General features: G+C 56.9%; 19 protein-coding genes. 15 read left to right on the top strand and 4 right to left on the bottom strand.

Translation table 11 applies throughout. The features are described from left to right. Positions 1 to 55: 55 nt before the first annotated feature. Together EL29_RS19910 and EL29_RS19905 are read left to right on the top strand one after the other, a co-directional pair. Positions 56 to 595 (top strand): P-loop NTPase family protein, encoded by a 540-nt coding sequence (locus EL29_RS19910; protein WP_013024272.1) that lies wholly within the window; start codon positions 56 to 58, stop codon positions 593 to 595. A gap of 177 nt (positions 596 to 772) precedes the next feature. Beyond that, positions 773 to 1,294 carry a GNAT family N-acetyltransferase gene (locus EL29_RS19905; RefSeq protein WP_024471391.1) on the top strand — a complete coding sequence of 174 codons (522 nt, stop codon included), beginning with the start codon at positions 773 to 775 and terminating at the stop codon, positions 1,292 to 1,294. 39 nt (positions 1,295 to 1,333) lie between these two features. On the opposite strand, the gene EL29_RS19900 is transcribed toward EL29_RS19905, so the two are convergent. After that, positions 1,334 to 2,146: an IclR family transcriptional regulator gene (locus EL29_RS19900; RefSeq protein WP_014595130.1), complete on the bottom strand. Its 813-nt coding sequence runs from the start codon at positions 2,144 to 2,146 to the stop codon at positions 1,334 to 1,336. Between the two features lie 318 nt (positions 2,147 to 2,464). Between EL29_RS19900 and EL29_RS19895 the strand changes: the two genes are divergently transcribed. The 13 genes from EL29_RS19895 to EL29_RS19835 all read left to right on the top strand — a co-directional run bounded on the left by EL29_RS19895 (position 2,465) and on the right by EL29_RS19835 (position 15,674). Further along, on the top strand, positions 2,465 to 3,991 hold the full coding sequence (locus EL29_RS19895) for a sugar ABC transporter ATP-binding protein (protein WP_028715958.1): 1,527 nt from the start codon (positions 2,465 to 2,467) through the stop codon (positions 3,989 to 3,991). 22 nt (positions 3,992 to 4,013) lie between these two features. Continuing rightward, positions 4,014 to 5,114, top strand: a complete 1,101-nt coding sequence (locus EL29_RS19890; RefSeq protein WP_028715957.1) for an ABC transporter permease — start codon at positions 4,014 to 4,016, stop codon at positions 5,112 to 5,114. Continuing rightward, positions 5,111 to 6,211, top strand: a complete 1,101-nt coding sequence (locus EL29_RS19885; protein WP_013024267.1) for an ABC transporter substrate-binding protein — start codon at positions 5,111 to 5,113, stop codon at positions 6,209 to 6,211. The genes EL29_RS19890 and EL29_RS19885 overlap by 4 nt, the downstream gene beginning before the upstream one ends. A 14-nt stretch (positions 6,212 to 6,225) precedes the next feature. Further along, a complete protein-coding gene (locus EL29_RS19880) occupies positions 6,226 to 7,056 on the top strand; it encodes an SMP-30/gluconolactonase/LRE family protein (protein WP_014595129.1) in 831 nt (276 codons plus the stop codon). 252 nt (positions 7,057 to 7,308) lie between these two features. Beyond that, positions 7,309 to 8,307, top strand: coding sequence for a 3-dehydro-L-gulonate 2-dehydrogenase (gene yiaK, locus EL29_RS19875; RefSeq protein WP_014595128.1), 999 nt, complete (start codon positions 7,309 to 7,311; stop codon positions 8,305 to 8,307). 10 nt (positions 8,308 to 8,317) lie between these two features. Beyond that, the gene (locus tag EL29_RS19870; protein WP_028715956.1) at positions 8,318 to 8,785 is read left to right on the top strand and encodes a NanQ anomerase/TabA/YiaL family protein; all 468 of its coding nucleotides are present in this window, start codon (positions 8,318 to 8,320) and stop codon (positions 8,783 to 8,785) included. A gap of 15 nt (positions 8,786 to 8,800) precedes the next feature. After that, on the top strand, positions 8,801 to 10,096 hold the full coding sequence (locus EL29_RS19865) for an MFS transporter (protein ID WP_028715955.1): 1,296 nt from the start codon (positions 8,801 to 8,803) through the stop codon (positions 10,094 to 10,096). Next, the gene (locus EL29_RS19860; RefSeq protein ID WP_013024261.1) at positions 10,093 to 11,574 is read left to right on the top strand and encodes an FGGY-family carbohydrate kinase; all 1,482 of its coding nucleotides are present in this window, start codon (positions 10,093 to 10,095) and stop codon (positions 11,572 to 11,574) included. Before EL29_RS19865 ends, EL29_RS19860 begins: the two co-directional genes overlap by 4 nt. Beyond that, positions 11,571 to 12,227 carry a 3-keto-L-gulonate-6-phosphate decarboxylase UlaD gene (gene ulaD / locus EL29_RS19855; RefSeq protein WP_013024260.1) on the top strand — a complete coding sequence of 219 codons (657 nt, stop codon included), beginning with the start codon at positions 11,571 to 11,573 and terminating at the stop codon, positions 12,225 to 12,227. Before EL29_RS19860 ends, ulaD begins: the two co-directional genes overlap by 4 nt. Further along, on the top strand, positions 12,224 to 13,084 hold the full coding sequence (locus EL29_RS19850) for an L-ribulose-5-phosphate 3-epimerase (RefSeq protein ID WP_014595123.1): 861 nt from the start codon (positions 12,224 to 12,226) through the stop codon (positions 13,082 to 13,084). Before ulaD ends, EL29_RS19850 begins: the two co-directional genes overlap by 4 nt. Continuing rightward, positions 13,081 to 13,779 (top strand): L-ribulose-5-phosphate 4-epimerase, encoded by a 699-nt coding sequence (araD, locus tag EL29_RS19845; RefSeq protein ID WP_028715954.1) that lies wholly within the window; start codon positions 13,081 to 13,083, stop codon positions 13,777 to 13,779. Before EL29_RS19850 ends, araD begins: the two co-directional genes overlap by 4 nt. Positions 13,780 to 13,817: 38 nt before the next feature. Then, a complete protein-coding gene (locus tag EL29_RS19840; RefSeq protein WP_028715953.1) occupies positions 13,818 to 14,336 on the top strand; it encodes a YagU family protein in 519 nt (172 codons plus the stop codon). 264 nt (positions 14,337 to 14,600) lie between these two features. Next, positions 14,601 to 15,674, top strand: coding sequence for an acyltransferase family protein (locus tag EL29_RS19835; protein ID WP_014606882.1), 1,074 nt, complete (start codon positions 14,601 to 14,603; stop codon positions 15,672 to 15,674). Positions 15,675 to 15,717: 43 nt separating this feature from the next. Here the strand turns inward: EL29_RS19835 and EL29_RS19830 are convergent, their stop codons facing one another. The 3 genes from EL29_RS19830 to iucD all read right to left on the bottom strand — a co-directional run bounded on the left by EL29_RS19830 (position 15,718) and on the right by iucD (position 21,146). After that, a complete protein-coding gene (locus tag EL29_RS19830; protein ID WP_028715952.1) occupies positions 15,718 to 17,379 on the bottom strand; it encodes a methyl-accepting chemotaxis protein in 1,662 nt (553 codons plus the stop codon). A 209-nt stretch (positions 17,380 to 17,588) separates the two neighbouring features. Beyond that, positions 17,589 to 19,784, bottom strand: a complete 2,196-nt coding sequence (locus EL29_RS19825; protein ID WP_014595119.1) for a TonB-dependent siderophore receptor — start codon at positions 19,782 to 19,784, stop codon at positions 17,589 to 17,591. Positions 19,785 to 19,811: 27 nt separating this feature from the next. After that, the gene (gene iucD, locus EL29_RS19820; RefSeq protein ID WP_013024253.1) at positions 19,812 to 21,146 is read right to left on the bottom strand and encodes an NADPH-dependent L-lysine N(6)-monooxygenase; all 1,335 of its coding nucleotides are present in this window, start codon (positions 21,144 to 21,146) and stop codon (positions 19,812 to 19,814) included. Between the last annotated feature and the right edge of the window lies 1 nt (position 21,147).

Raw genomic sequence — 21,147 nt, 5'->3', positions numbered from 1 at the left:
CCTTCTGCCCGTCGGGCTGAGGGCAATCCACCACACCGTCTACAGGACCGTCGCCATGAATGCGTTAATCAGTCTTGAGGATCTGGGGCCACGCATCTGCATTATGGGGCCGTCTAACAGCGGAAAATCAACGCTTGCGACCGCGATCTCACATCACACCGCCCTGCCTGCCATTCATCTTGACCAACTTTATCACCTGCCCAATACCCACTGGCAGCCAAGAGAGAAGGCTGAGTTTTTGCATTTACATCATCAGGCTATTCACCGGGATTGTTGGGTAATGGACGGCAACTACACAGCCTGTCTTAACGAACGACTGGCGCGAGCAACCGGCTATATTCTGCTTGATGTCCCAATGCCCGCCAGCTTGCTGCGTTACGTCAGACGCTGTTACGCCAGTGCCAACCGGCCGGGCGCACTTGAGGGCAGTGTGGATAAGGTGAACTGGGCGATGATAAAGCACATCGCGTTGATAACGCCGGGAAACCGCAGGCGCTATAAAACGCGCTACCCGCACATCGATCTGCCCAAATGCTTTTTGCAGGGCACAAAGGCGATTGATGAGGCTTACAGGCGCTGGAATTTGGCTGTGTAATCCGCGTATTCTTGTCCGGGATCGGTCGTGTCTGGCCCGGTTGTATGGTGGGAGGCGTTGCGCCTTACCGCGTCCGGTGCAGCCAACCTGGCCTCTGCCGGTGAAGCGCGATGTCCGGTCGTTTTTATTCTGATGACAATGCCCTTTCGCGACGCTAACAGGCAGGGAGACAGTGAAATGGAAATAATACTGGCAGAAGACAGCCACGTTCCGGCAATACAACAGATTTACGCCCATCACGTATTACAGGGCACGGGCAGTTTTGAAATCGTCCCGCCCGACGAGGCAGAGATAGCCAGCCGGCTGGAAAAACTTCGCGCCGCCGGGCTGCCCTGGTTCGTCGCCCTCAGTGAAGGACAGGTTTGTGGCTACTGTTATCTGAGCTTTTACCGGCCCCGTTATGCCTATCGTTTCACCCTGGAGGATTCCCTGTATATTGCGCCCGCGTTCCAGGGAAAAGGCATTGGCAAACGCCTGCTGGCCCATGCTATTCACTGGGCTGAGTCCCGCGGCTTTCGCCAGATGGTGGGAAACGTAGGTGACAGTGCCAATGTGGCCTCTATCGCCCTGCACCGTGCCGCCGGTTTTACCGTGACCGGCACATTAACGTCGGTGGGGTTCAAGCATGGCCGCTGGCTGGATACGGTGCTGATGCAGCGCACGCTCGGTGACGGAGACAGCACGCTACCTGAAAACTAAGCCTGGCTCGGCAGGCCTGCTGTACCGAAAAGGGCGTTTTCAGGCGGTGAAGCCCAGCTCTTCTGAAATGGCCTGCGCCGTGGCAACCACCTTCGCCATCAGATGCTTCGCGCCAATCTGCTGCAGCTTGGCCGTCGGCAGGGATACCGAAACCGCATAAGGGACACGCTGCTGAATATCGAACACCGGTGCCGCAATGCAGGTGACGCCCAGTTCATTTTCTTCGCGATCCATCGCGGTGCGCTGCTGAAGAATATCGTTGAGTTCCTGCTGCATCTCGGGCAGCGTGGTAATGGTATTTTTCGTCAGTTGCTCAATGCTGTCCTGATGGTTTTGCCAGTATTGCAGCAGGTACTCTTCGCTGCCCCAGGCCAGAAAAATTTTGCCCATGGCTGAACAGTAGAGCGGCATATGCTGACCGATGTAGGCGCGGGTGCGCATCATGCCCGTAGTAGGTTCTAACTTGTTGATCAAGACAACGTGATCGTCTTCGCGGCTGGAGAAGTTCACGGTTTCACCCACGTCTAGGTTGAGTTTTTCCAGATGTGGCCCTGCAACGTGAATAATATTGAGCGACGACAGCGCCTTCTGACCGACTGAAATAAACTTGGTGGTTAAGCGGTAACTCCCGGGCGAAGGTGCCTGGGTCACGTAACCGCTGCTGTGCAGCCCCTGCAACAGGCGATGTACGGTGCTTTTGTTCATTCCAGACAGTTCAGCAAGATGGGCTAGCGGGCAACCGTTAGGATAATTACTTAACAATTCTATTAACTGCAGGCCACGAAACAGGCTTTGTGTCCCTAAGGGTTTATCGCTCTTCGTTTCCTTTGCTTTATCCACTTTCACCGCCATCCACCGACCCTCTCCATTTCTCACTTCCTGAACGCGCTAACGCATGATGTTAACTCAAGGCTTACCGACAGGGAATCTTTAGCTTTTTAGTGTGGTCGGGCGCACGCTTCTCGTCGTGACAGAAGTGCGCTGTTCATCACAAATTCAAAACAATATTTTAACTTACTGTTTCTTATAGATAAATATCCACCCTCCTTCTTTGCTTTTCCCCGGCGTCAGGAATACTATTTTTTGGAATAGTATTTCACATATTGAAATTAGCAACGAGCGGTCGCCGCTCTTGCTGCCGATACTCACCAGGCGTCACGGGAGGCAGAAATGCAACCTCATCCGGATAAACCGGTTCTTACACTCAGCCATATCACCAAACGCTTTGGCGGCAACCCCGCGGTTAATGATGTGAGTCTGGACGTCTTCCCCGGCGAGGTGGTGGCGCTACTGGGGGAAAACGGCGCAGGTAAATCCACCCTGATCAAAGTGCTGGCTGGCGTGTATACCAGCGATGAGGGCCAGATTACCTTTCAGGGAAACGTCACGGCATCCGCCGCCGCGTTGAAAACGGCAACCAGCCAGCCCATCGCGTTTATTCACCAGGACCTGGGGCTGATTGAGTGGATGACCGTGGCGGAAAATATGGCACTGGTGATGGGATTCAACCGCCGCTTTGGCCTGATCAACTGGCGGGCGGTGCGTGAGCGGGCGCGTTCGGCGCTGGAGGAAGTCGGTATTCAGCTGGACCCCGATGCCCGCGTGTTTGAACTGTCGCGGACAGAGAAATCGCTGCTGGCCATCGCCCGTGCCGTCGCGGTCAACGCCGAAGTGCTGGTGCTGGATGAGCCCACCGCCTCGCTGCCCGCCAACGACGTGCGCCACCTGTTTGGCGTGATTGAACGACTGAAAAGCCGCAACGTCGGCATGATTTACGTGACACATCGCCTGGATGAGGTGATCGAAATTGCCGACCGTATTTGCGTGATGCGTGACGGTAAACGCGTTGCGGAAGGCGTTACGGCAGATTACAAGCTTCACGATCTGGTGGAAATGATTGTGGGCGAGGCGCTGGAGAGTAACCAGCGACTTGCGCTGCCCGAGGCGCGGCCGCCGGTGCTGTCGCTGAATCAGCTGTGCATTGACGAAGTCGGGCCGGTTTCTTTTAGCCTGCAGCCAGGCGAGATGCTGGCGCTGGCAGGACTGCGCGGAGCCGGTCAGGAAGAAATAGGCCGAATGCTGTTTGGCCTGAAGCAGGCCACCAGCGGACAGGTTATTTTTCGCGACACCCCCTGCCACCCACGCTCTCCCCGTGAGGCGATGGCAGCGGGCATCTCACTGGTTGCAGGCGACCGCACGGGCGAAAGTCTGGTGATGTCGATGAGCGTGCGTGAAAACCTGTTTATTAATCCCTGCGCCAGCGGTCATCGGCTGATATCGCACTATGGTCGCCGCGCCGAGGTAGGCGCCAGCTGGTGGAAAGTCCAGCTGTTCGACGTGCGTCCCAAAGACGTCAACCTGGATATCAGCGCCCTGTCCGGCGGCAACCAGCAGAAAGTGGTCATGGCCCGCTGGATGCACCTCAACGCGCCGCTACTGATTCTTGAAGATCCTACCGCTGGCGTGGATGTCGGCGCACGCGAAGAGATTTATCACCTGCTCAATAAAGCCCTCGCCGAAGGCGTGGCGGTGCTGGTGATTTCCAATGACCTTGAAGAAATTGCTCATATCTGCAACCGCGCGCTGGTGTTTAACCGGGGCCAGGTGGTGGGTGAGCTGAGAAATGAACAGGTTACGTTTGCAGGTTTACTGGAGCTGGCCTCGGCCAGTTCTGCTGCTCCATTAGCTACCGTCTGAACAGGCAGTCAGGAGAAACGAAATGTCTAAAACCTCGGTGAAGTCCACCGCGCTCGAACAACGGGTCAGCCTTGCTCAGCATGGCTTTGCGCCGTGGTCGATGCAGATCCTCACCCGCTACGGGCTACTGCTGTTATGTGTGCTGTTAGCGTTACTGTTTTCAGTTCTGTCCCCCACCTTCGCTTCGATGTTGACCGTACAGGCGATTCTGTCCAGTAAGGCAAAAATTGCGCTGCTGGCGCTGGCGGCCACATTGCCAATGATCGTTGGCAAAATCGACCTCAATGTCGGTTTTGGCATCGTGCTGTGGCACATCCTGGCCATTACGCTGCAGGTGGAATATGGCTTTTCCTGGCAGATGGCGGTGCTGACGGTGCTGGTGTTGTCGGCCCTGTATGGCCTGCTTAACGGCATCCTGGTCGCGCTGGCAGACATTGACAGCTTCGTCGCCACGCTGGGCTCCGGGACGGTGCTGTATGCCATTGCGCTGTGGCACTCCGGCGGCCGACAAATTGTGGGCGATTTACCGGATGCGTTCAGCGCGCTGCACAGCACGGAAATCCTTGGCATTCCGATTGGCGCATTCTATGTGCTGGGCCTGGCGCTGGCGTTATGGCTGATCACCGAGCATACGCCGCTGGGAAGATGCATGTATGCCGTGGGCGGTAATCCCGTCGCGGCACGCCTCAACGGCATCGCCGTTAATAAGTACGTCATTGGATCCTTTATCGCCTCCAGCGTCATTACCGGCTTCAGCGGCGTGCTGATTGCCGCAGAACAGGGCGTCGGCCAGGCCAGCGTCGGGATGGATTACCTGCTGCCTGCCTTAGTGGGCGCCTTTCTGGGCAGCACCACCATTCGTCCGGGACGGGTTAACGTTTGGGGCACCGTAGTGGGCATCGCCATTCTGGCTATTGGTATCGCCGGTATTCAGCAGTTTGGTGGCGCCTTCTGGGTTGAACCCTTATTTAACGGTGCCACGCTGTTGCTGTCGATTACGCTTGCCGGCTACGCCCAGCGTCGCCGTATGTTGAACCAAAAAGCTGTCGTGCGCAGTCAGAGCACGCCAGCAACAACACCTGACCCACAGCAAAAAACCATCACACCAGGGAACTCATTATGAAAAATCCGGTATTTGGTCTTTCTCTCGTTGCCATGCTGGTCGCCTCTCTGCCCGCTCATGCAGACAGCTACCTGGAACAGGCCACCGCGGCCGTCGCCAAAGCCACGTCCAGCGCCACCACCTGGGATGGCCCTACCACGGGGCCGAAACTCCAGGCGAACAAGAAACTGATTTTTATCGCCTCAGATATGAAAAATGGCGGCGTACAGGGGGTTCAGCAGGGGCTGAGCGAGGCGGCGAAAGTGGCGGGCTGGAAGCTGGATACGCTGGACGGTGCGGGGTCGGTGAAAGATCAGCTTGCCGCGCTGAATCAGGCTATTGCCCAGCGCCCTGACGGCATCATTATTGGCGGCTGGAACCCCAACGTCGCCAAAATGCCGCTCAAAAAAGCGGTCCAGCAAAAGATAGTGCTGATGGCCTGGCATGCGGAGCCACAGCCAGGCCCGATTAAGCAGTACGGCATTACGGATAACATTACTTCTGACTCAAATGAGGTTGCCCGTCTGGCGGCACAGTACGCGGTGGTGAAATCAGGCGGTAAAGCTCAGGTCATCATCTTTACCGACTCGCTGTACAAAATCGCGCTGGATAAAGCCAATGCGATGAAGCAGGAAATTGAAAAGTGCAGCGAGTGTAAGGTCATCGACTTTATTGACACGCCGCTGGCCGATACCTCTAACCGTATGCCGTCGCTCACCTTCAGCTTGTTACAGAAGTACGGCGACCGCTGGCAGTACTCGCTGGCGATTAACGATCTCTATTTTGACTTCATGGCACCGGCGCTGAAAACCGCAGGCAAGGGGGGCAAAAACGCGCCATACAATATCTCTGCGGGCGACGGGTCTGTCTCGGCCTTCCAGCGTATTCGCAATGGTGAAAGCCAGTCGGCAACCGTGGCAGAACCGTTAAAACTGCACGGCTGGCAGTTGCTGGATGAGTTCAACCGCGCCTTCGCTGGCCAGCCGCCTTCCGGCTATGTCACGCCTGCGCACTTAATTACTCAGGAAAATATTAGCCGGGATGGCGGACCGCAAAATAACTACGACCCCGAAAACGGTTATCAGCAGCACTATAAAACCATTTGGGGCGTGAAGTAACGGAGGCCAGCAGCATGCAGGTAGAAAAACTGTGTTCCCCTGCCATCTGGGCCGAAGGCCCGGTATGGCTGCCGCAGCACGATGCGGTGGTATTCAGCGATGTCAAAGGCAACCGCATGTACTGCTGGCAGCGCAACGGTGAGCTCAGCATCTGGCGTCATCACGCTAACTATGCCAACGGCAATGCCCGGGATGGGCAGGGACGCGTAGTCAGCTGCGAACACGGCCGCCGGGCTATCAGCCGGACCGAACTGGATGGCACGGTCAACGTGTTGATCGACAAAGTAGAGGGCAAGCGCTTTAACTCGCCCAACGATCTGGCGATCCGCGCCGATGGCACCATCTGGTTTACCGATCCGCCTTACGGGATCGTTAACGATCACGAAGGCTATCTGGCCCCGAGTCAGGTGATTGGCTGCTATCTCTACTGCTTCGATCCCGCCTCCGGGCAGCTCAGTATTGCGGCCAGCGATCTGCAACGGCCTAACGGGCTGGCGTTTTCGCCCGACGAGAGCCTGCTGTATGTTGCCGATATGTCGGTGGTGGACTTTCCAACTCTGGGGCGCCACCAGCTCCGGGTCTATCAGGTTAAAGGACGCGAGCTGTCGCCCGGCCAGTTTTTTGCCGATGTCACGCCGGGCTTCCCGGACGGATTCTGTGTCGATTCTCACGGCGACATTTACTGTAGCTGCGCAGACGGCGTGATTATTTTTAACCCTGACGGAGAGCGCAAAGGCAAAATTCCGATCCCTGAAACGGTATCCAACTGCACATTGGGTGGGCCGGATAATAATGAACTCTATATCACCGCAAACACGTCGCTCTACCGGGTAAGGCTGCCCTAAGCCGTCTGCTCAGGCAGGGATGCCGCACGCGTCAATCAGGTCAGCCTCTCTTGGGCTGACCGGCCCGCCTGTGGGCAAAATCTGGCGAATAAGCCAGAGATCACAAAAGCCGACAATAAATATAAGATACTGATTTTTATTGATTAATTTTTCGGTCATTTCTTTGACTGGCCCGGCTTTTCCCCATAGCATTTAGTTGAAATGACATTCCACATTATGAAATAAAGCGGTAACGCTGGGAGTATCAGTCGTATGAGAATCAGCTATCAGCAGTTGTATGAGGAGTTTCTCCGCGTACTTACAGGTCGTAACGTGCCTCAGGATAAAGCCGAAGCCTGCGCGCGCATGTTTACCGAAACCAGTCTCAACGGCGTGTATTCCCACGGCGTAAACCGCTTCCCGCGGTTTATTCAGCAGCTGGATGCTGGCCATATCGTGCCCGAGGCGGAACCACAAAAAGTCCTGTCGCTGGGCGCGATCGAGCAGTGGGATGCGCAGCGCGCCATCGGCAACATCACCGCGCACGGGATGATGGATCGTGCTATGGCCCTGGCATCGGATCACGGTATTGGGCTGGTGGCACTGCGTAATGCCAATCACTGGATGCGCGGCGGCAGTTATGGCTGGCAGGCAGCGGAAAAGGGCTTTGTGGGCATTTGCTGGACGAACTCCATTGCCGTGATGCCGCCCTGGGGCGCGAAAAGCGGCGCTATCGGCACCAACCCGCTGATCATCGCCGTACCAGGCGAGCCAATCACCATGGTGGATATGTCGATGTCGATGTTCTCCTACGGCATGCTGGAAGTGAACCGTCTGGCCGGTAAGAGCCTGCCGGTCGATGGCGGATTTGATGATGAAGGCAATTACACGCGCGATCCGGCCACTCTTGAGCAGAACCGTCGCATCTTACCCATGGGTTACTGGAAAGGCTCCGCGCTGTCGGTGGTGCTGGACATGCTGGCCACCCTGCTCTCCAACGGTGCCTCCGTCACCGAAGTGACACACGACAACGGCGATGAATTCGGCATCTCGCAGGTCTTTATCGCGATTGATGTTGACCGCCTTATCGACGGTGAAACCCGCCAGCACAAGCTCGACCGCATCCGGGCATCGATTATCAACGCTGAACGGGCCGACAGCGCGCAGGCCATTCGCCTGCCCGGCGATAAGTTTCCGCCGCTGCGGGCTGAAAATCAGCGACTTGGCATTCCGGTAGATGAGCGCGTCTGGGCGCGTATCCAGGCGCTGTAAGGAGGGAATCATGATCACCGGACACATCGCGAATACCGACCCGCGTCACTATCCTCCGGCGATCGCCAAAGCGATCGCCTGCCTGACCCGCTACGACCTGCTCACCCTGGCGGCGGGACGTTATCAGGACAGTGAAACCGGCTGGGTTATGCAGGTACTGGATCTGCACACCGTTCCGGCCGAGGAGAACTACCCGGAAGCACACCGCCTGCACATTGATGTGCAGTACCTGGTTACGGGCGAAGAAGTCATCGGCGTCGCAACGCAGCCTGTGGATTTCGCGGTGCATCAGCCTTACGACCCGGAGCGCGACATTATTTTTTACCAGCACGTGCCGCATGAGACCCAGGTGCGCATGCTGCCGGGCACCTTTGCCGTGTTTTTTCCGCAGGATATCCACCGGCCTAATTGCGCGGTGAGCACGCCAGGACCGATTCGCAAAGTGGTGGTCAAGATTCCCACCTGCGATCTGGCGTAAGCAAGGAGAAAGGCCATGAGTCTGACATCAACTGCCGTTAACCGTGAAAAGATCCCTGCCCTGCGCTGGTTACGGATCATTCCGCCTGTCCTGATCACCTGCATCATTTCCTATATGGATCGGGTTAATATTGCCTTTGCCATGCCGGGCGGAATGGACGCCGAACTGGGCATCAGCGCCTCAATGGCCGGTCTGGCGGGCGGTATTTTCTTCATTGGTTACCTGTTTTTGCAGGTGCCAGGCGGCAAGCTGGCCGTCTACGGTAACGGCAAACGCTTTATTGGCTGGTCGCTGCTGGCCTGGGCAGTCATTTCGATACTGACCGGCATGGCAACCAGTCAGTACCAGCTGCTGGCACTGCGCTTTGCGTTAGGGATCGCCGAAGGCGGCATGCTGCCGGTGGTGCTGACGATGATCGGCAACTGGTTCCCGGATGCCGAGCGCGGCCGCGCCAATGCGATTGTGATCATGTTTGTCCCGATCGCCGGGATCATTACCGCGCCGCTCTCCGGCTGGATCATTACCGGCTGGGACTGGCGCATGCTGTTTTACGTGGAAGGCGCGTTATCGCTGGTCGTCATGGCCCTGTGGCATTTCACCATCAGCAACCGGCCGCAGGAGGCGAAGTGGATTTCTCCGGCTGAAAAGCAGTATCTGATTACGACCCTGCACAACGAGCAACTGATGATCAAAGAGCAGAACGTGCGCAACGCTTCTCTGCTTAAGGTCATGCACGAGCCCGTGATGTGGCGGCTGATTCTGGTCAATTTCTTTTATCAGACCGGCATTTACGGCTACACCCTGTGGTTGCCCACCATTCTTAAAGAGCTGACCCACGGCAATGTCGAGCAGGTTGGTATGCTGGCCATACTGCCCTACGTCGGGGCGATCTTCGGCATGTTTCTGTTTTCTGTTCTTTCGGATGCAACCGGGCGGCGCAAGCTGTTTGTGGCGCTGCCACTGGCAGGTTTTGCGCTATGCATGGCGCTGTCGGTGTTGCTAAAAGCGCATATCTGGTGGTCCTACGCGGCGCTGGTGGGCTGTGGCGTGTTTATTCAGTCTGCCGCGGGCGTGTTCTGGAGTATTCCGCCGCGCCTGTTCAATGCCGAGGTCGCGGGCGGGGCACGCGGCCTGATCAACGCACTGGGCAACCTTGGCGGCTTCTGTGGGCCTTACATGGTCGGCGTGCTGATTGCGTTCTACAGCAAAGATGCCGGGGTTTACAGCCTTGCCATTTCGCTGGCGCTGGCTGCGCTGCTGGCAATGACCCTGCCTGCCCGCTGTGATTCTGCGAAACGGGAGGCATTATGAAACGCTGGCTGGGACTGGACTGCGGCGGCACCTTTATTAAAGCCGGACTCTACGACAGGCAGGGCCGCGAGCTGGCCGTTGCGCGGCAAAACCTGCCGGTACAGGTACCAGAGCCGGGTTATGCCGAACGCGATATGACGCTGCTCTGGCAGCAGGCGGCAGCGGTCATTCGCGAAGTACTGACCCGCAGCGGTCAGGATGCCGCCGACGTCGCTGGATTAGGCATCTCTGCTCAGGGTAAAGGGCTGTTTCTGCTGGATAAAGATCGCAATCCGCTGGGAAATGGCATCTTATCCTCCGATCGTCGCGCCCTGAGCCTGGTGCAACAGTGGCAGCGGGAAGGCATGCCGCAAAAACTCTATCCTCTCACCCGGCAGACGCTCTGGACCGGCCATCCGGTGTCGCTCCTGCGCTGGCTAAAGCAGCATCAGCCGCAGCGCTACGCCGCAATCGGCAGCGTACTGATGGCCCACGACTACCTGCGTTTCTGTCTGACCGGCGAGCTGGCCTGTGAAGAAACTAACATCTCTGAATCCAATCTGTACGACATGCAGGCGGCAGACTGGTCGCCCGCGCTGGCTGAGATGCTGGATATCAGCGAGATCGTGCCGGCGTTGCCCCCGATTGTGGCATCAACGCAGATTGCCGGCTATGTAACCGCGCAGGCTGCCGCCGCATGCGGTTTGCTGCCCGGCACGCCTGTGGTCGGGGGCCTGTTTGACGTGATGTCCACCGCGCTGTGTGCGGGACTGAATGACGCAACGCGCCTGAACGCGGTGATGGGCACCTGGTCGGTGACCAGCGGCATTACCGACTGCATTAGCGATGAAGCAGACTATCCCTACGTTTACGGTCGCTATGCCATTGAAGGCCAGTATCTTATCCACGAAGCCAGCCCGACATCGGCGGCAAACCTGGAGTGGTTCTGTGAACAGTGGGGCATCCGCGACTACCAACAATTAAATCAGTGGGTCGAGGAGCTGGAACCTGCCAGCAGCGCGCTGCTGTTTCTGCCTTTTCTGTACGGCACCAACGCCGGGGCCGACCTGCACGGCAGTTTCTTTGGTCTGCAGGCGGGCCACACGCGTGCCCACCTGGTGCAGGCCATCTACGAAGGCGTGGTGTTCTCCCACCTGACGCATCTCAACCGCATTCTGCAACGCTTTCCTCAGGTCACTGCCCTGCGTCTGAGCGGCGGCCCTACGCGCTCCGCGCCCTGGATGCAGATGTTTGCCGATGCCAGCGGCCTGCGCGTTGAAGTGCCGCAGATCAGCGAAAGCGGCTGTCTGGGCGCGGCGCTGGTGGCGTTGACCGGCACCGGTGCTTACACCTCGCTGCAGCAGGCCCAGCAGGCCCTGGCGCCGGATATCGTCACCTGGCTACCGGACAGCACACGGCATGCCCGTTATCAGCAGAAGTATCAGCGTTATCAGCATCTGATCCGCGTCCTGAGTGACGCACAAGGAGCCCCCTTATGAGCCTGCCTTTACTCCAGCTGGCGCTGGATCATACCGCGCTGGATGCGGCGCTGGAGACCGCACAGCAGCTGCATCAGCATGTCGATATCATCGAAGCCGGTACGTTGCTGTGCCTGAGCTGCGGAGTCGAAGCCGTGCGCCGTCTGCGCCAGCAGCATCCGCAAAAGACCCTGGTGGCCGACTATAAAGTGGCGGATGCCGGCGGCACGCTGGCAGACATGGCCTTCACGGCGGGCGCAAGCTGGATGACGGTCATCTGTGCCGCACCGTTGGCGACGTTTGCCAGCGCGCTGGACGTGGCACAGCAGCACCAGGGCGATATTCAAATCGAACTGTTTGGTCACTGGACGCTGGACGATGCCCGCCGCTGGCGGCAACTGGGGCTGAAACAGGCCATTTACCATCGGGGGCGGGATGCCCAGGCCAGCGGGCAGCAATGGAATCAGCATGACCTGGATACCATGAAAGCCCTGTCGGATTTGGGTTTTGCGCTCTCCATCACGGGCGGCATTACGCCTCAGGATCTTGCGCAATTTAAAGACGTTGACGTGAAAGCGTTTATCGCCGGGCGCGCCCTCAGCGATCCCGCCAGCGGCATTCAACGCGCAGCGGAATTCCATCAGGCCATTGCCAGCATTTGGGGAACAGTATGAAACGCCAGCATCCGTTAGGTATTTACGAGAAAGCCCTGCCCGCTAACCTCACCTGGCCTGAACGACTGGCGCTGGCAAAAGCCTGTGGCTTTGATTTTGTGGAAATGTCGGTAGACGAAACCGACGTGCGGCTGGAGCGCCTGACCTGGAGCAAAGAGCAGCGCCTGTCGCTGGTCAACGCCATGATTGAAACCGGCGTGACCATTCCCTCCATGTGCCTGTCGGCGCATCGCCGCTTTCCGTTTGGCAGTCACGATCCGGCGATCCGCCAGCGGGCAGACGATCTGATCGATCGCGCCATCCAACTGGCAAAGGACGTGGGGATCCGCACGATTCAGCTTGCCGGTTACGACGTCTATTACGAACCTCACGATGATGGCACCGTAGCGCGCTTTGCCGAAGGCTTGTCACGTGCGGTGCAACGCGCCGCCGCGGCGCAGGTGATGCTGGCGGTTGAGATCATGGATACCGAGTTTATGAACGCTATCAGCAAGTGGAAAGTCTGGGAGCAGCAGCAGGCTTCTCCATGGTTTTCCGTTTATCCGGACGTGGGCAATCTCAGCGCCTGGGGCAATGATGTCACCGCCGAACTGACCCTGGGTATTGATCGCATCGCCGCGATTCATTTGAAGGATACCCAACCCGTGACCGCAAGCTCGCCGGGCCAGTTTCGGGACGTCCCCTTTGGTCAGGGCTGCGTGGACTTTGTCGGCGTATTCCGCACGCTTAAGGCGCTGAACTATCGCGGATCGTTCCTGATTGAAATGTGGACGGAAAAAGCCGAGGAGCCGGTTGCCGAGATCGTGCAGGCCCGGCGCTGGATTGAACAGAAAATGCAGGAAGGAGGTTTAGTATGAGCATAGCCGCCATGAAAGAGCAGGTGCTGGCCGCCAACCTGGCGCTGCCGCGCCATCATCTGGTGACCTTTACCTGGGGCAACGTCAGCGCCGTCGATCGCGCGCAGGGGCTGATGGCCATCAAACCCTCCGGCGTGGCGTACGACGGCATGACGGTGGACGACATCGTGGTCGTGGAACTGGAAAGCGGACGGGTGGTGGAAAGCAGTAAAAAACCCTCGTCGGATACCGCGACGCACCTGGCGCTCTACCGCGCCTTTGCGGATATTGGCGGCATTGTGCATACCCATTCGCGCCACGCCACCATCTGGGCGCAGGCCGGTCAGGACCTGCCCGCCTGGGGCACAACCCATGCCGACTACTTTTACGGGGCCATTCCCTGCACCCGGCTGATGACGGAGGCCGAAATAGCCCACCACTATGAACACAATACCGGCGAAGTGATTATTGAAACCTTCCGCACGCGCGGCATCAGCCCGACCGCTATTCCTGCCGTGCTGGTTAACGCGCACGGGCCCTTTGCCTGGGGAAAAGACGCCGATAACGCGGTCCACAATGCGGTGGTGCTGGAAGAGATCGCCTATATGGGCATTTTCTCCCGCCAGCTGACGCCCGGTATTACCCACATGCAACAGCCCTTACTGGACAAGCACTTTCTCAGAAAGCATGGAGCAAGTGCCTATTACGGGCAGTAATCCACAGTGGTTATCTTACTCAGCAGGAGCGGTTAACTATGAACAGGTCGTTTCGTCTGACGTCCCCTGCCGACCGGCATTATGGTCCGGCGCTTTGGGCAGGGTTTTGGGGCGGCAACGTTGCCAGCTTCGTAAAATGGGGAACGGAGAATCCGTTTCCGCCCAGAACGCCTGACAGGGCGATTCCCCCTGCTGAGATGCTGCAGGATATGGGGATCAACGTCAGCAACCTGGTCTATCATTATTCCGGTCACGTGGTGAACTGGGGCGTTGCCGGGGTTCACCACCTGTTCTCAATCATCTTCGCCCTGCTCTACTGCGCCCTGGCCGAGATCCTCCCGGTCGTTACGCTGGGCCAGGGCGTAGCGTTTGCCCTGCTCATTACCCTGGGCTTTCACGGCGTGATCTTGCCGATGAACGGCTGGGCACCGCCCTTGTGGCACCTGCCGTTAGCGGAAATCGCCTCGGAGACGTTAGGGCATATTCTGTGGATGTGGACGATCGAGATCTTCCGGCGCGCCATGGGCGGGAGCGTCTTTCCGCGCGCGTCCGCATAGTGCCTGTATTCCCTCAAGTCATCATATTTGTTTAAGAACCCTCTGAAATCCCAATGGCGCACTTCTGTTCCTGTGCGCCTAACTCCGTCGATCGTCGCCATTTTTTCTGCAAAATTAGGCTATCAGGCAAAATCCTTTTTTCCTTGCTGCTAAATGGCGGTTGATAATCGTTAAGGCATTTTTACAATACGGCCTACGCTTAACCCTAACCGGCTCGTTCAGGCGAACGCCGTGATTGAGTAAACTTACAGGCCTGTAACGCTCATGAAAATCGTCTCAATCCAGTATCTGCGCGGCCTGGCTGCGCTACTTGTGGTGCTGGCGCACAACTCATCGCTGTTAGAAAGTCACTGGACCCGGCACATCCCCGGCGCGCTGGGCGTGGACGTATTCTTTATTATCAGCGGCTTCATCATGACTTTTATTACGCATCAGTTTAACGAAGCGCCGACGTCGTTCATGGTGAAACGCTTTTTCCGCATCTGGCCGGTCTTCTTTGTGGTTTGGCTGCTCTCGTTCGTGGTGGTTTATCACGACCGTTCGCTTCAGGATATGTCCTGTGCGCTCTACTTCTGCCTGCAGGATTACAGCAGCCCCGGGCCGACCTTTGGATTCAGCGCATTAGGTCCGCCGTGGACGCTTTCCTATGAGATCCTGTTCTACGCCGTGTTCACCGTGGCGATGTGCATAAACTATCGCTACCGTAGCTTCCTGTGTGCACTGATTTTCCTCGCCTCCAGCGTGGGCTTTCAGCTGTATTACAACGGCAGTTTTACCTTTTCCTCTCAGGTTTCGCCTGATATGGCGGTAACGCACTGGTGGCAGGCGTGGATCAAACTTATCAGCAATACCATCTGCATGGAGTTTATCTTAGGGATGATGCTGGCTGAATTAATCGTCAGACAAAAGCTCCCTGAGCTGAATCCTCAGATGCGCAGAATACTGCAGGTGGGGCTGGTACTGGCGTTTGCGACAGCGCTGATGATTGGGCCGCAGCCGTTTGGCCTGCATGGCGGTTTCTGGCTGGCGGCGGCCATTATGAGCATCACGGTGATGCTGGGTTACCGCACGGAAAGTGGTCATAACCGCACGCTGATCTTCTTTGGCGATATCTCGTATTCGCTCTATCTCATCCACTATCCGATGATGATATTGCTGATGAACAGCCTGGCGGATAAAGCCTGGACGGACAATCTGATGATTTTCATCCTCTCCATTAGCATCAGTGTGGCGCTGGCCTCCGTGATGTTTTTCTGGATTGAAAAACCCGCCATTAAGGCAGGCAAACGCGTTGCCCGCTGGTTATCAACGCCGTTGACGCTGCACAGAAGTTCGTAACCCTTTAAAAGCAGCGGCCGCCCGGGCCACTGCTTCGCCACGATCAGAAACTCTGCCAGTTATCTTCCTGCGCACCTGCACCTGCCGCCGCAAGCTGTGGACGCTTCAGCACGGGCGCGGCCGTCACGGCGGCTAAAGGCGGCTTAGCGGCGACAACCTGAGCTGAACGGATGGTAAAGGCGGCCACCAGCTGTTGCAGCGTGGTGGACTGCTCCGTTAACGAACGCGCAGCGGCAGAAGCCTGCTCCACCAGTGCGGCGTTTTGTTGGGTTACGCTGTCCATCTGATTGACCGCTTCATGTACCTGACCAATGCCCTGCGACTGTTCGCTTGCCGCCACCGCAATCTCATCGACCAGATCGTTTACCTGACGCACGGCATCGTTCATCCGGCCCATATTTTGTCCGACTTCTTCAGCCTGAGCGGCACCGGTTTCAACGTAGCGCATGGAGGACTCGATCAGTGCTTTGATCTCACGGGCAGAAGAAGAAGAGCGCTGTGCCAGATTACGCACCTCTCCGGCGACCACGGCAAAACCGCGTCCCTGCTCACCGGCACGGGCGGCTTCAACGGCCGCATTCAGCGCCAGGATGTTGGTCTGGAAGGCAACGCCTTCAATCAATGCAATAATGTCGTTGATTTTCGCTGAACTGCTTTTGATATCGGACATGGTGCTCAGCATGGTTTTGACTTTGCCCGAGCTGTCTTCCGAGATTTCACGCGCATTTTTGGACAGCTGGCTGGCGAGGCGGGTATTTTCAGCCGTCTGACGCACGGTTTCGCTCAGTTCAGACATACTGGCCGCCGTTTCCTCCAGCGACGCTGCCTGCTCTTCGGTACGCGCCGAGAGATCGTCGTTGCCGGCTGAAATCTGGGATGAGGCAGAGCCGACAGAGTGGGATGCCTGTTCAACGGACGACAACGACTGCGCCACATTGCTGACCAGGTCATTATAAGCGCTGGCCGTTAAGCCAATTTCGTCGCGACGCGACTCATCTGCGCGCAGCGTCAGATCGAGGCGTTCGCTGGCGCTTTCCATGGTGGCACGAATCGCGTTGAGCTGACGACGGATGCTGAAGATGGTTTTCACCGAAAACGCGCCAAGCAGCAGGATAATCAGCAGCGAACCGCCGGACATGCCCCACAAGGTTTGTTGATAAACCTGATTGTTTTGCTGGCTGTAGGTTTTGCCAATGTCCACATTCAGCTGCAGCTGTCGCTTTAACCCCGCTATCAGATCGCGAACAGACTGGCCCACACCACTGTCTCCCTGGATCGCGCCCAACGCGATGGCATCATTTTGTGCCCGTGACCCGGCAAAAAAGGTCGGCAGCCTGGCTTCCGCTTCTTTTATCTCCGCAAAGGCTTTTTCGCTCAGGGCCTTGTCTTCAGCACTGGAAAGGTCGTGATCAAAGTAATACTGGTTTTGCTTTTTCAGATCCGCAATCACGCCAGCGATATCTTTCTCAAACTGGGCCTGCTTGCGTTGATCGGTCGCACTTTGATGGCGATAAAGCAGCAGTGTCAGGGCATTGCTGCTATCGACAAGCTTATTAAGATCGGTAATAGAAGGAATTGTATTTCTCTGCACGTAATCGAAGCGTGATTGAAATCCTGTTACCACCGTGATCGCCACCATAGCCAGAACAGCCAGTGAGGCGGCAAGGAGGGAGAAGGTCAGGAAAAGTCGCTGTGTAATGGTCATTTTTTGTTCCGCCTGGTCGTTAAAACGAAAATGCTTTGTGCATTAAATGTACGTACATAAAGACTATCGGCATGTACCTGACAAAACTGAGCGTATTCGTTTAGGTATTGTTTACATTATGTAACGGCACAGCGTGTTTAGCGGCGACAGGAGGAAAAAGTGAGATTGAGTGAGGCTTGCCCGGCGTCACACCGGGCAAGAATGAAGACTTAAAACAGTACCGAATAGTTCAGCCCAAAGGTGCGACCCCGGCCTTTGTACTGATACAGCGACGGCGAGCCATAGGTCGGGCTGTAGAACAGCGGCGCACGCTGTCCCCACACCGTGGTGTAGTCGCGATCCAGCAGGTTCTCGACGCTAAAGCTCAGCTTGCCCACCGGCAACTGGTAGCTGCCGATAAAATCAACGGTGGTATAACCGTCAATTTTGTTGCCGCCGTTATCGGTCAGGTCAAACGACTGCGTGCTTTGCAGGCGCAGGCTCCAGGGATCCGGCGACCAGCCAACATAGGCGGTGGCTTTCGATGGACTGGCATAAATGACATCCCACTTCTTCCAGCCGCCATCTTTTTTGGTTTCAGACTTGACCAGGTTGAAGTTGACGCCGGTGCTCCAGTTGGTATCGGGGATAAAGTAATCCACCGCACCTTCCACGCCATAAATACGGCGCTTGTCATCGTCCACGTTAATGGTCATATCGCTGCGGTTGACCGAAATCGATTTGTCTGACAGCGAATAGTAGGCTGCTAACTGCGTGCGCAGGTCATTACCGGTGTAACGCCAGCCCAGCTCGTAAGAATCGACTTTGATGCCCTGAAGCTTCGACTGATCGACATTAACGCTGTTCAACAACTGGTAGTTGCCGTTTTGCAGACGATAGGTGCCGTTGCCGTAATACTTGCCCGGATCCGGCAGTTCAACGCCTTGCGAGAAGTTGAACCATGCCTGCTGCCGCTCGGTGATATGCATCAGGATACCGGCGTTGTACAGGACGTTGTCATAATCCGTTGAGCCGCCTGGAATCGCATCGGCCGAACGCGCCGTGCCATTAGCAATCGCCTGCTGCTGGGCATAGCCGACAAAGTCGTCCACCTTGTTTTCGGTGTACTGATAACGTACGCCGCCACTCAAGGTGAAGGTATCGTTGATGTCGTAGCTGGACTGCAGGAAAGCCGCCAGGTTAGTAATGTCATAACCCGGATAGCGTCCGGTGGTGTAAATGCTCTGGTTGTTCAGGCCACCCGAGGCGGCCGACTGTGCCAGATCAAAGAACATCTGATTGGAACTAAAACGTTCATGATCGGCATCAACACCGTAGGTCAGCTGCAGGTTGTCGAGCGGTTTACTGGTGATTGCCAGCTTGCCGCCGTACTGGTCAGTATCCTGTTTAGAGGAAGAGAGGCTGGTCACCCGCCCGCCGGACACCGTTGGGAAGGGATAAAACGCCAGAGATTCATCACGATAGTAGACCTGACCCACCAGCTCCTGACCCAGGAAATCGGTATTAGAGTACTGCAGACTGACCAGGTGGCGCTCGGTGCCGGGAATACGGTCTGAGTTCAGTCCTTTACTGGTGTAGGCGTTACCGTTACCGGTTACCGCCGAAAAGTTTCGGCCAAGATAGAGGCCATAATCGTCATCGCCCTGGCTCTTGTAGTATTGCGTCACCAGCTGCAACTGCTGGTGATCGTCAATCTCAAGCGTGCCGGTGCCCATCACATCCAGACGATCGGAGTATTGCAGGCCCGTCTGGGTGTTATCGAGCAGAACAGAATCGCCGTTGCCGTCATACCAGCCGCCAAACTTCTGGTAGGCCACCGACAACCGTCCGGACGCGCGATCGTTCCCCCCAGAAATCGCGCCCGCCACGCGCTCATCGTGATCTTTACTGTTGTTAAACCCGGTTTTGGTGCCGGTTTCAAACTCAAACTGGGTGCCCGGCTGGCCTTTTTTGGTGACGATATTGATCAGGCCACCGGTGCTGCCCCCGCCGTACAGCGAGGTTGAACCGGAGATCACCTCGATGTGATCGATGTTAAAGGGATCGATCGAATCCAGCTGGCGGCTGTCTGTGCGCGAAGAATTCAGGCGAACGCCGTCCACCAGCACCACAATCGCGCGGCCGCGCATGTTCATGCCGTAGTTGGTTCGGCCCTGGCTACTGACGTCCAGGCCCGGCACCAGCTGCGCCAGCGCATCTTTAAACTCTTTGCCGCCCTGGACTTGTTGCTCCAGTTCGGCCCCCTCAATCACCCAGGTGGTTTGAGCCATTTCTGCCACCGTACGGTGCGTACGGCTGGCCGAAACCACCATGTCATTTTCACTGGTTTGCTGTGCGACCGCGGGCGCCATCATGGCTAACAGCAGCGGATTAAGCAGCCAGATATTCTTGTTTTTAGTCTTCATTATCGTTCCTGCGTGCGAGGTTAAGGCTTACCCCAAGGACTCGGTATAGTTTTTAGTGGACGCAGCGCCGTGCTGCGGTTTTTCCCGGCTGACGCTGCGCCACTGGATCAGGGCGGGCGGCGTGCTGAGATCGAACAAATCGCGCCCCAGTGCGCGATTCAGAATACGGGCGGATCGCCATGCCATCAGGCTGAGCTGAGGCTCCGCGATACCGTGGGTTTGCATACTGGCGTTCACCGCAAAGATGTTATTTTCTTTTGGCCCGTTCCACTCAAGCGTGAAGTCCTCACGCACGCTGAACGTGCACTCATCTTTCATGGTCAGGCGGCTCATCAGGGGGGAGAGCAGTTCTGGCAGCGCAGGCCGGTAGCCGGTGGCGAAAATCACCACATCGCATTCGATAAGGTCGTAGCCCTGGTCAAGCTGATGCTGCAACTGAAGCTGCCAGCCCTGGTGATGACTGTTGAGTTCAATGACCGAGCGGCTCGGCAGCAGGTGCGCATTGCGCGGCTGACGCTGCACTTCAAAGCGATGATACAGCTCGCGATAAATCGTCAGCAGGGAATCTGCCGTGATGCCGTCCGAGGTCATCTTCTGTTCAGCCAGCATTTTCTGTCGGGCAGCCTCGTTCAGACCGACAAAGCTGGAAACGTATTCTGGCGTGAAGTACTCGTTGGCAAAAGCGGCCTCATCCAGGGCGTTAAAATTGTTGCGGCGCGACACCCAACTGACCTCAGCCGGTTCGCCCCATTCACCCCGGAAGGCGTTGAGGAACAGATCGGCACCACTCTGACCGCCGCCAATCACCGCCACACGCTTGCCGCGCAGGTCGGGTTTACGCAGGCTCATTTCGCTGGCGTGGAAACAGGTGGCGCTGATGCGGTTTACGCAGGGCGGCAGGTAGGGCTGCTTGCCAATGCCCAGACAGATGTTGCGGGCATAGCTTTCCCCACCGTTGCTGTGAATCACAAAGCGTTTATTGGCCTCATCAAAATCGATGCGTTCCACCGTGTGATTAAAGCGCAGGTTGTTCATGCCCTCGGCAGCCCAACGCAGATAGTCGGAAAACTCATCGCGCGAGACGGTACGTAACTCGGTGGTCATAAAGCGGTAAAACTTTTTACGCTTCACCAGATAGTTCACAAAGCTGAACGGGCTGGTGGGCGCGACCGCGGAGACCAGATCTTTTAAAAACGAGGTCTGCATATGGCAGTCAGGCACCAGCATACCGGGATGCCAGGCAAAATCTGGGCGACTGTCTAAAAACTGGCTGGTAAAGCCTTCAGCTTCGTGTGCCAGCGCCGCGATACTCAGGTTAAACGGGCCAATGCCAACGCCAATAAAATCAACAGTGTTTGTCATG

The organism is Pantoea ananatis LMG 2665, assembly GCF_000710035.2.
GTDB classification, from domain to species: Bacteria; Pseudomonadota; Gammaproteobacteria; order Enterobacterales; family Enterobacteriaceae; genus Pantoea; species Pantoea ananatis.
Note: the sequence above shows the minus strand (reverse complement) of the source record. Positions and strands in the feature narration are given on the sequence as shown.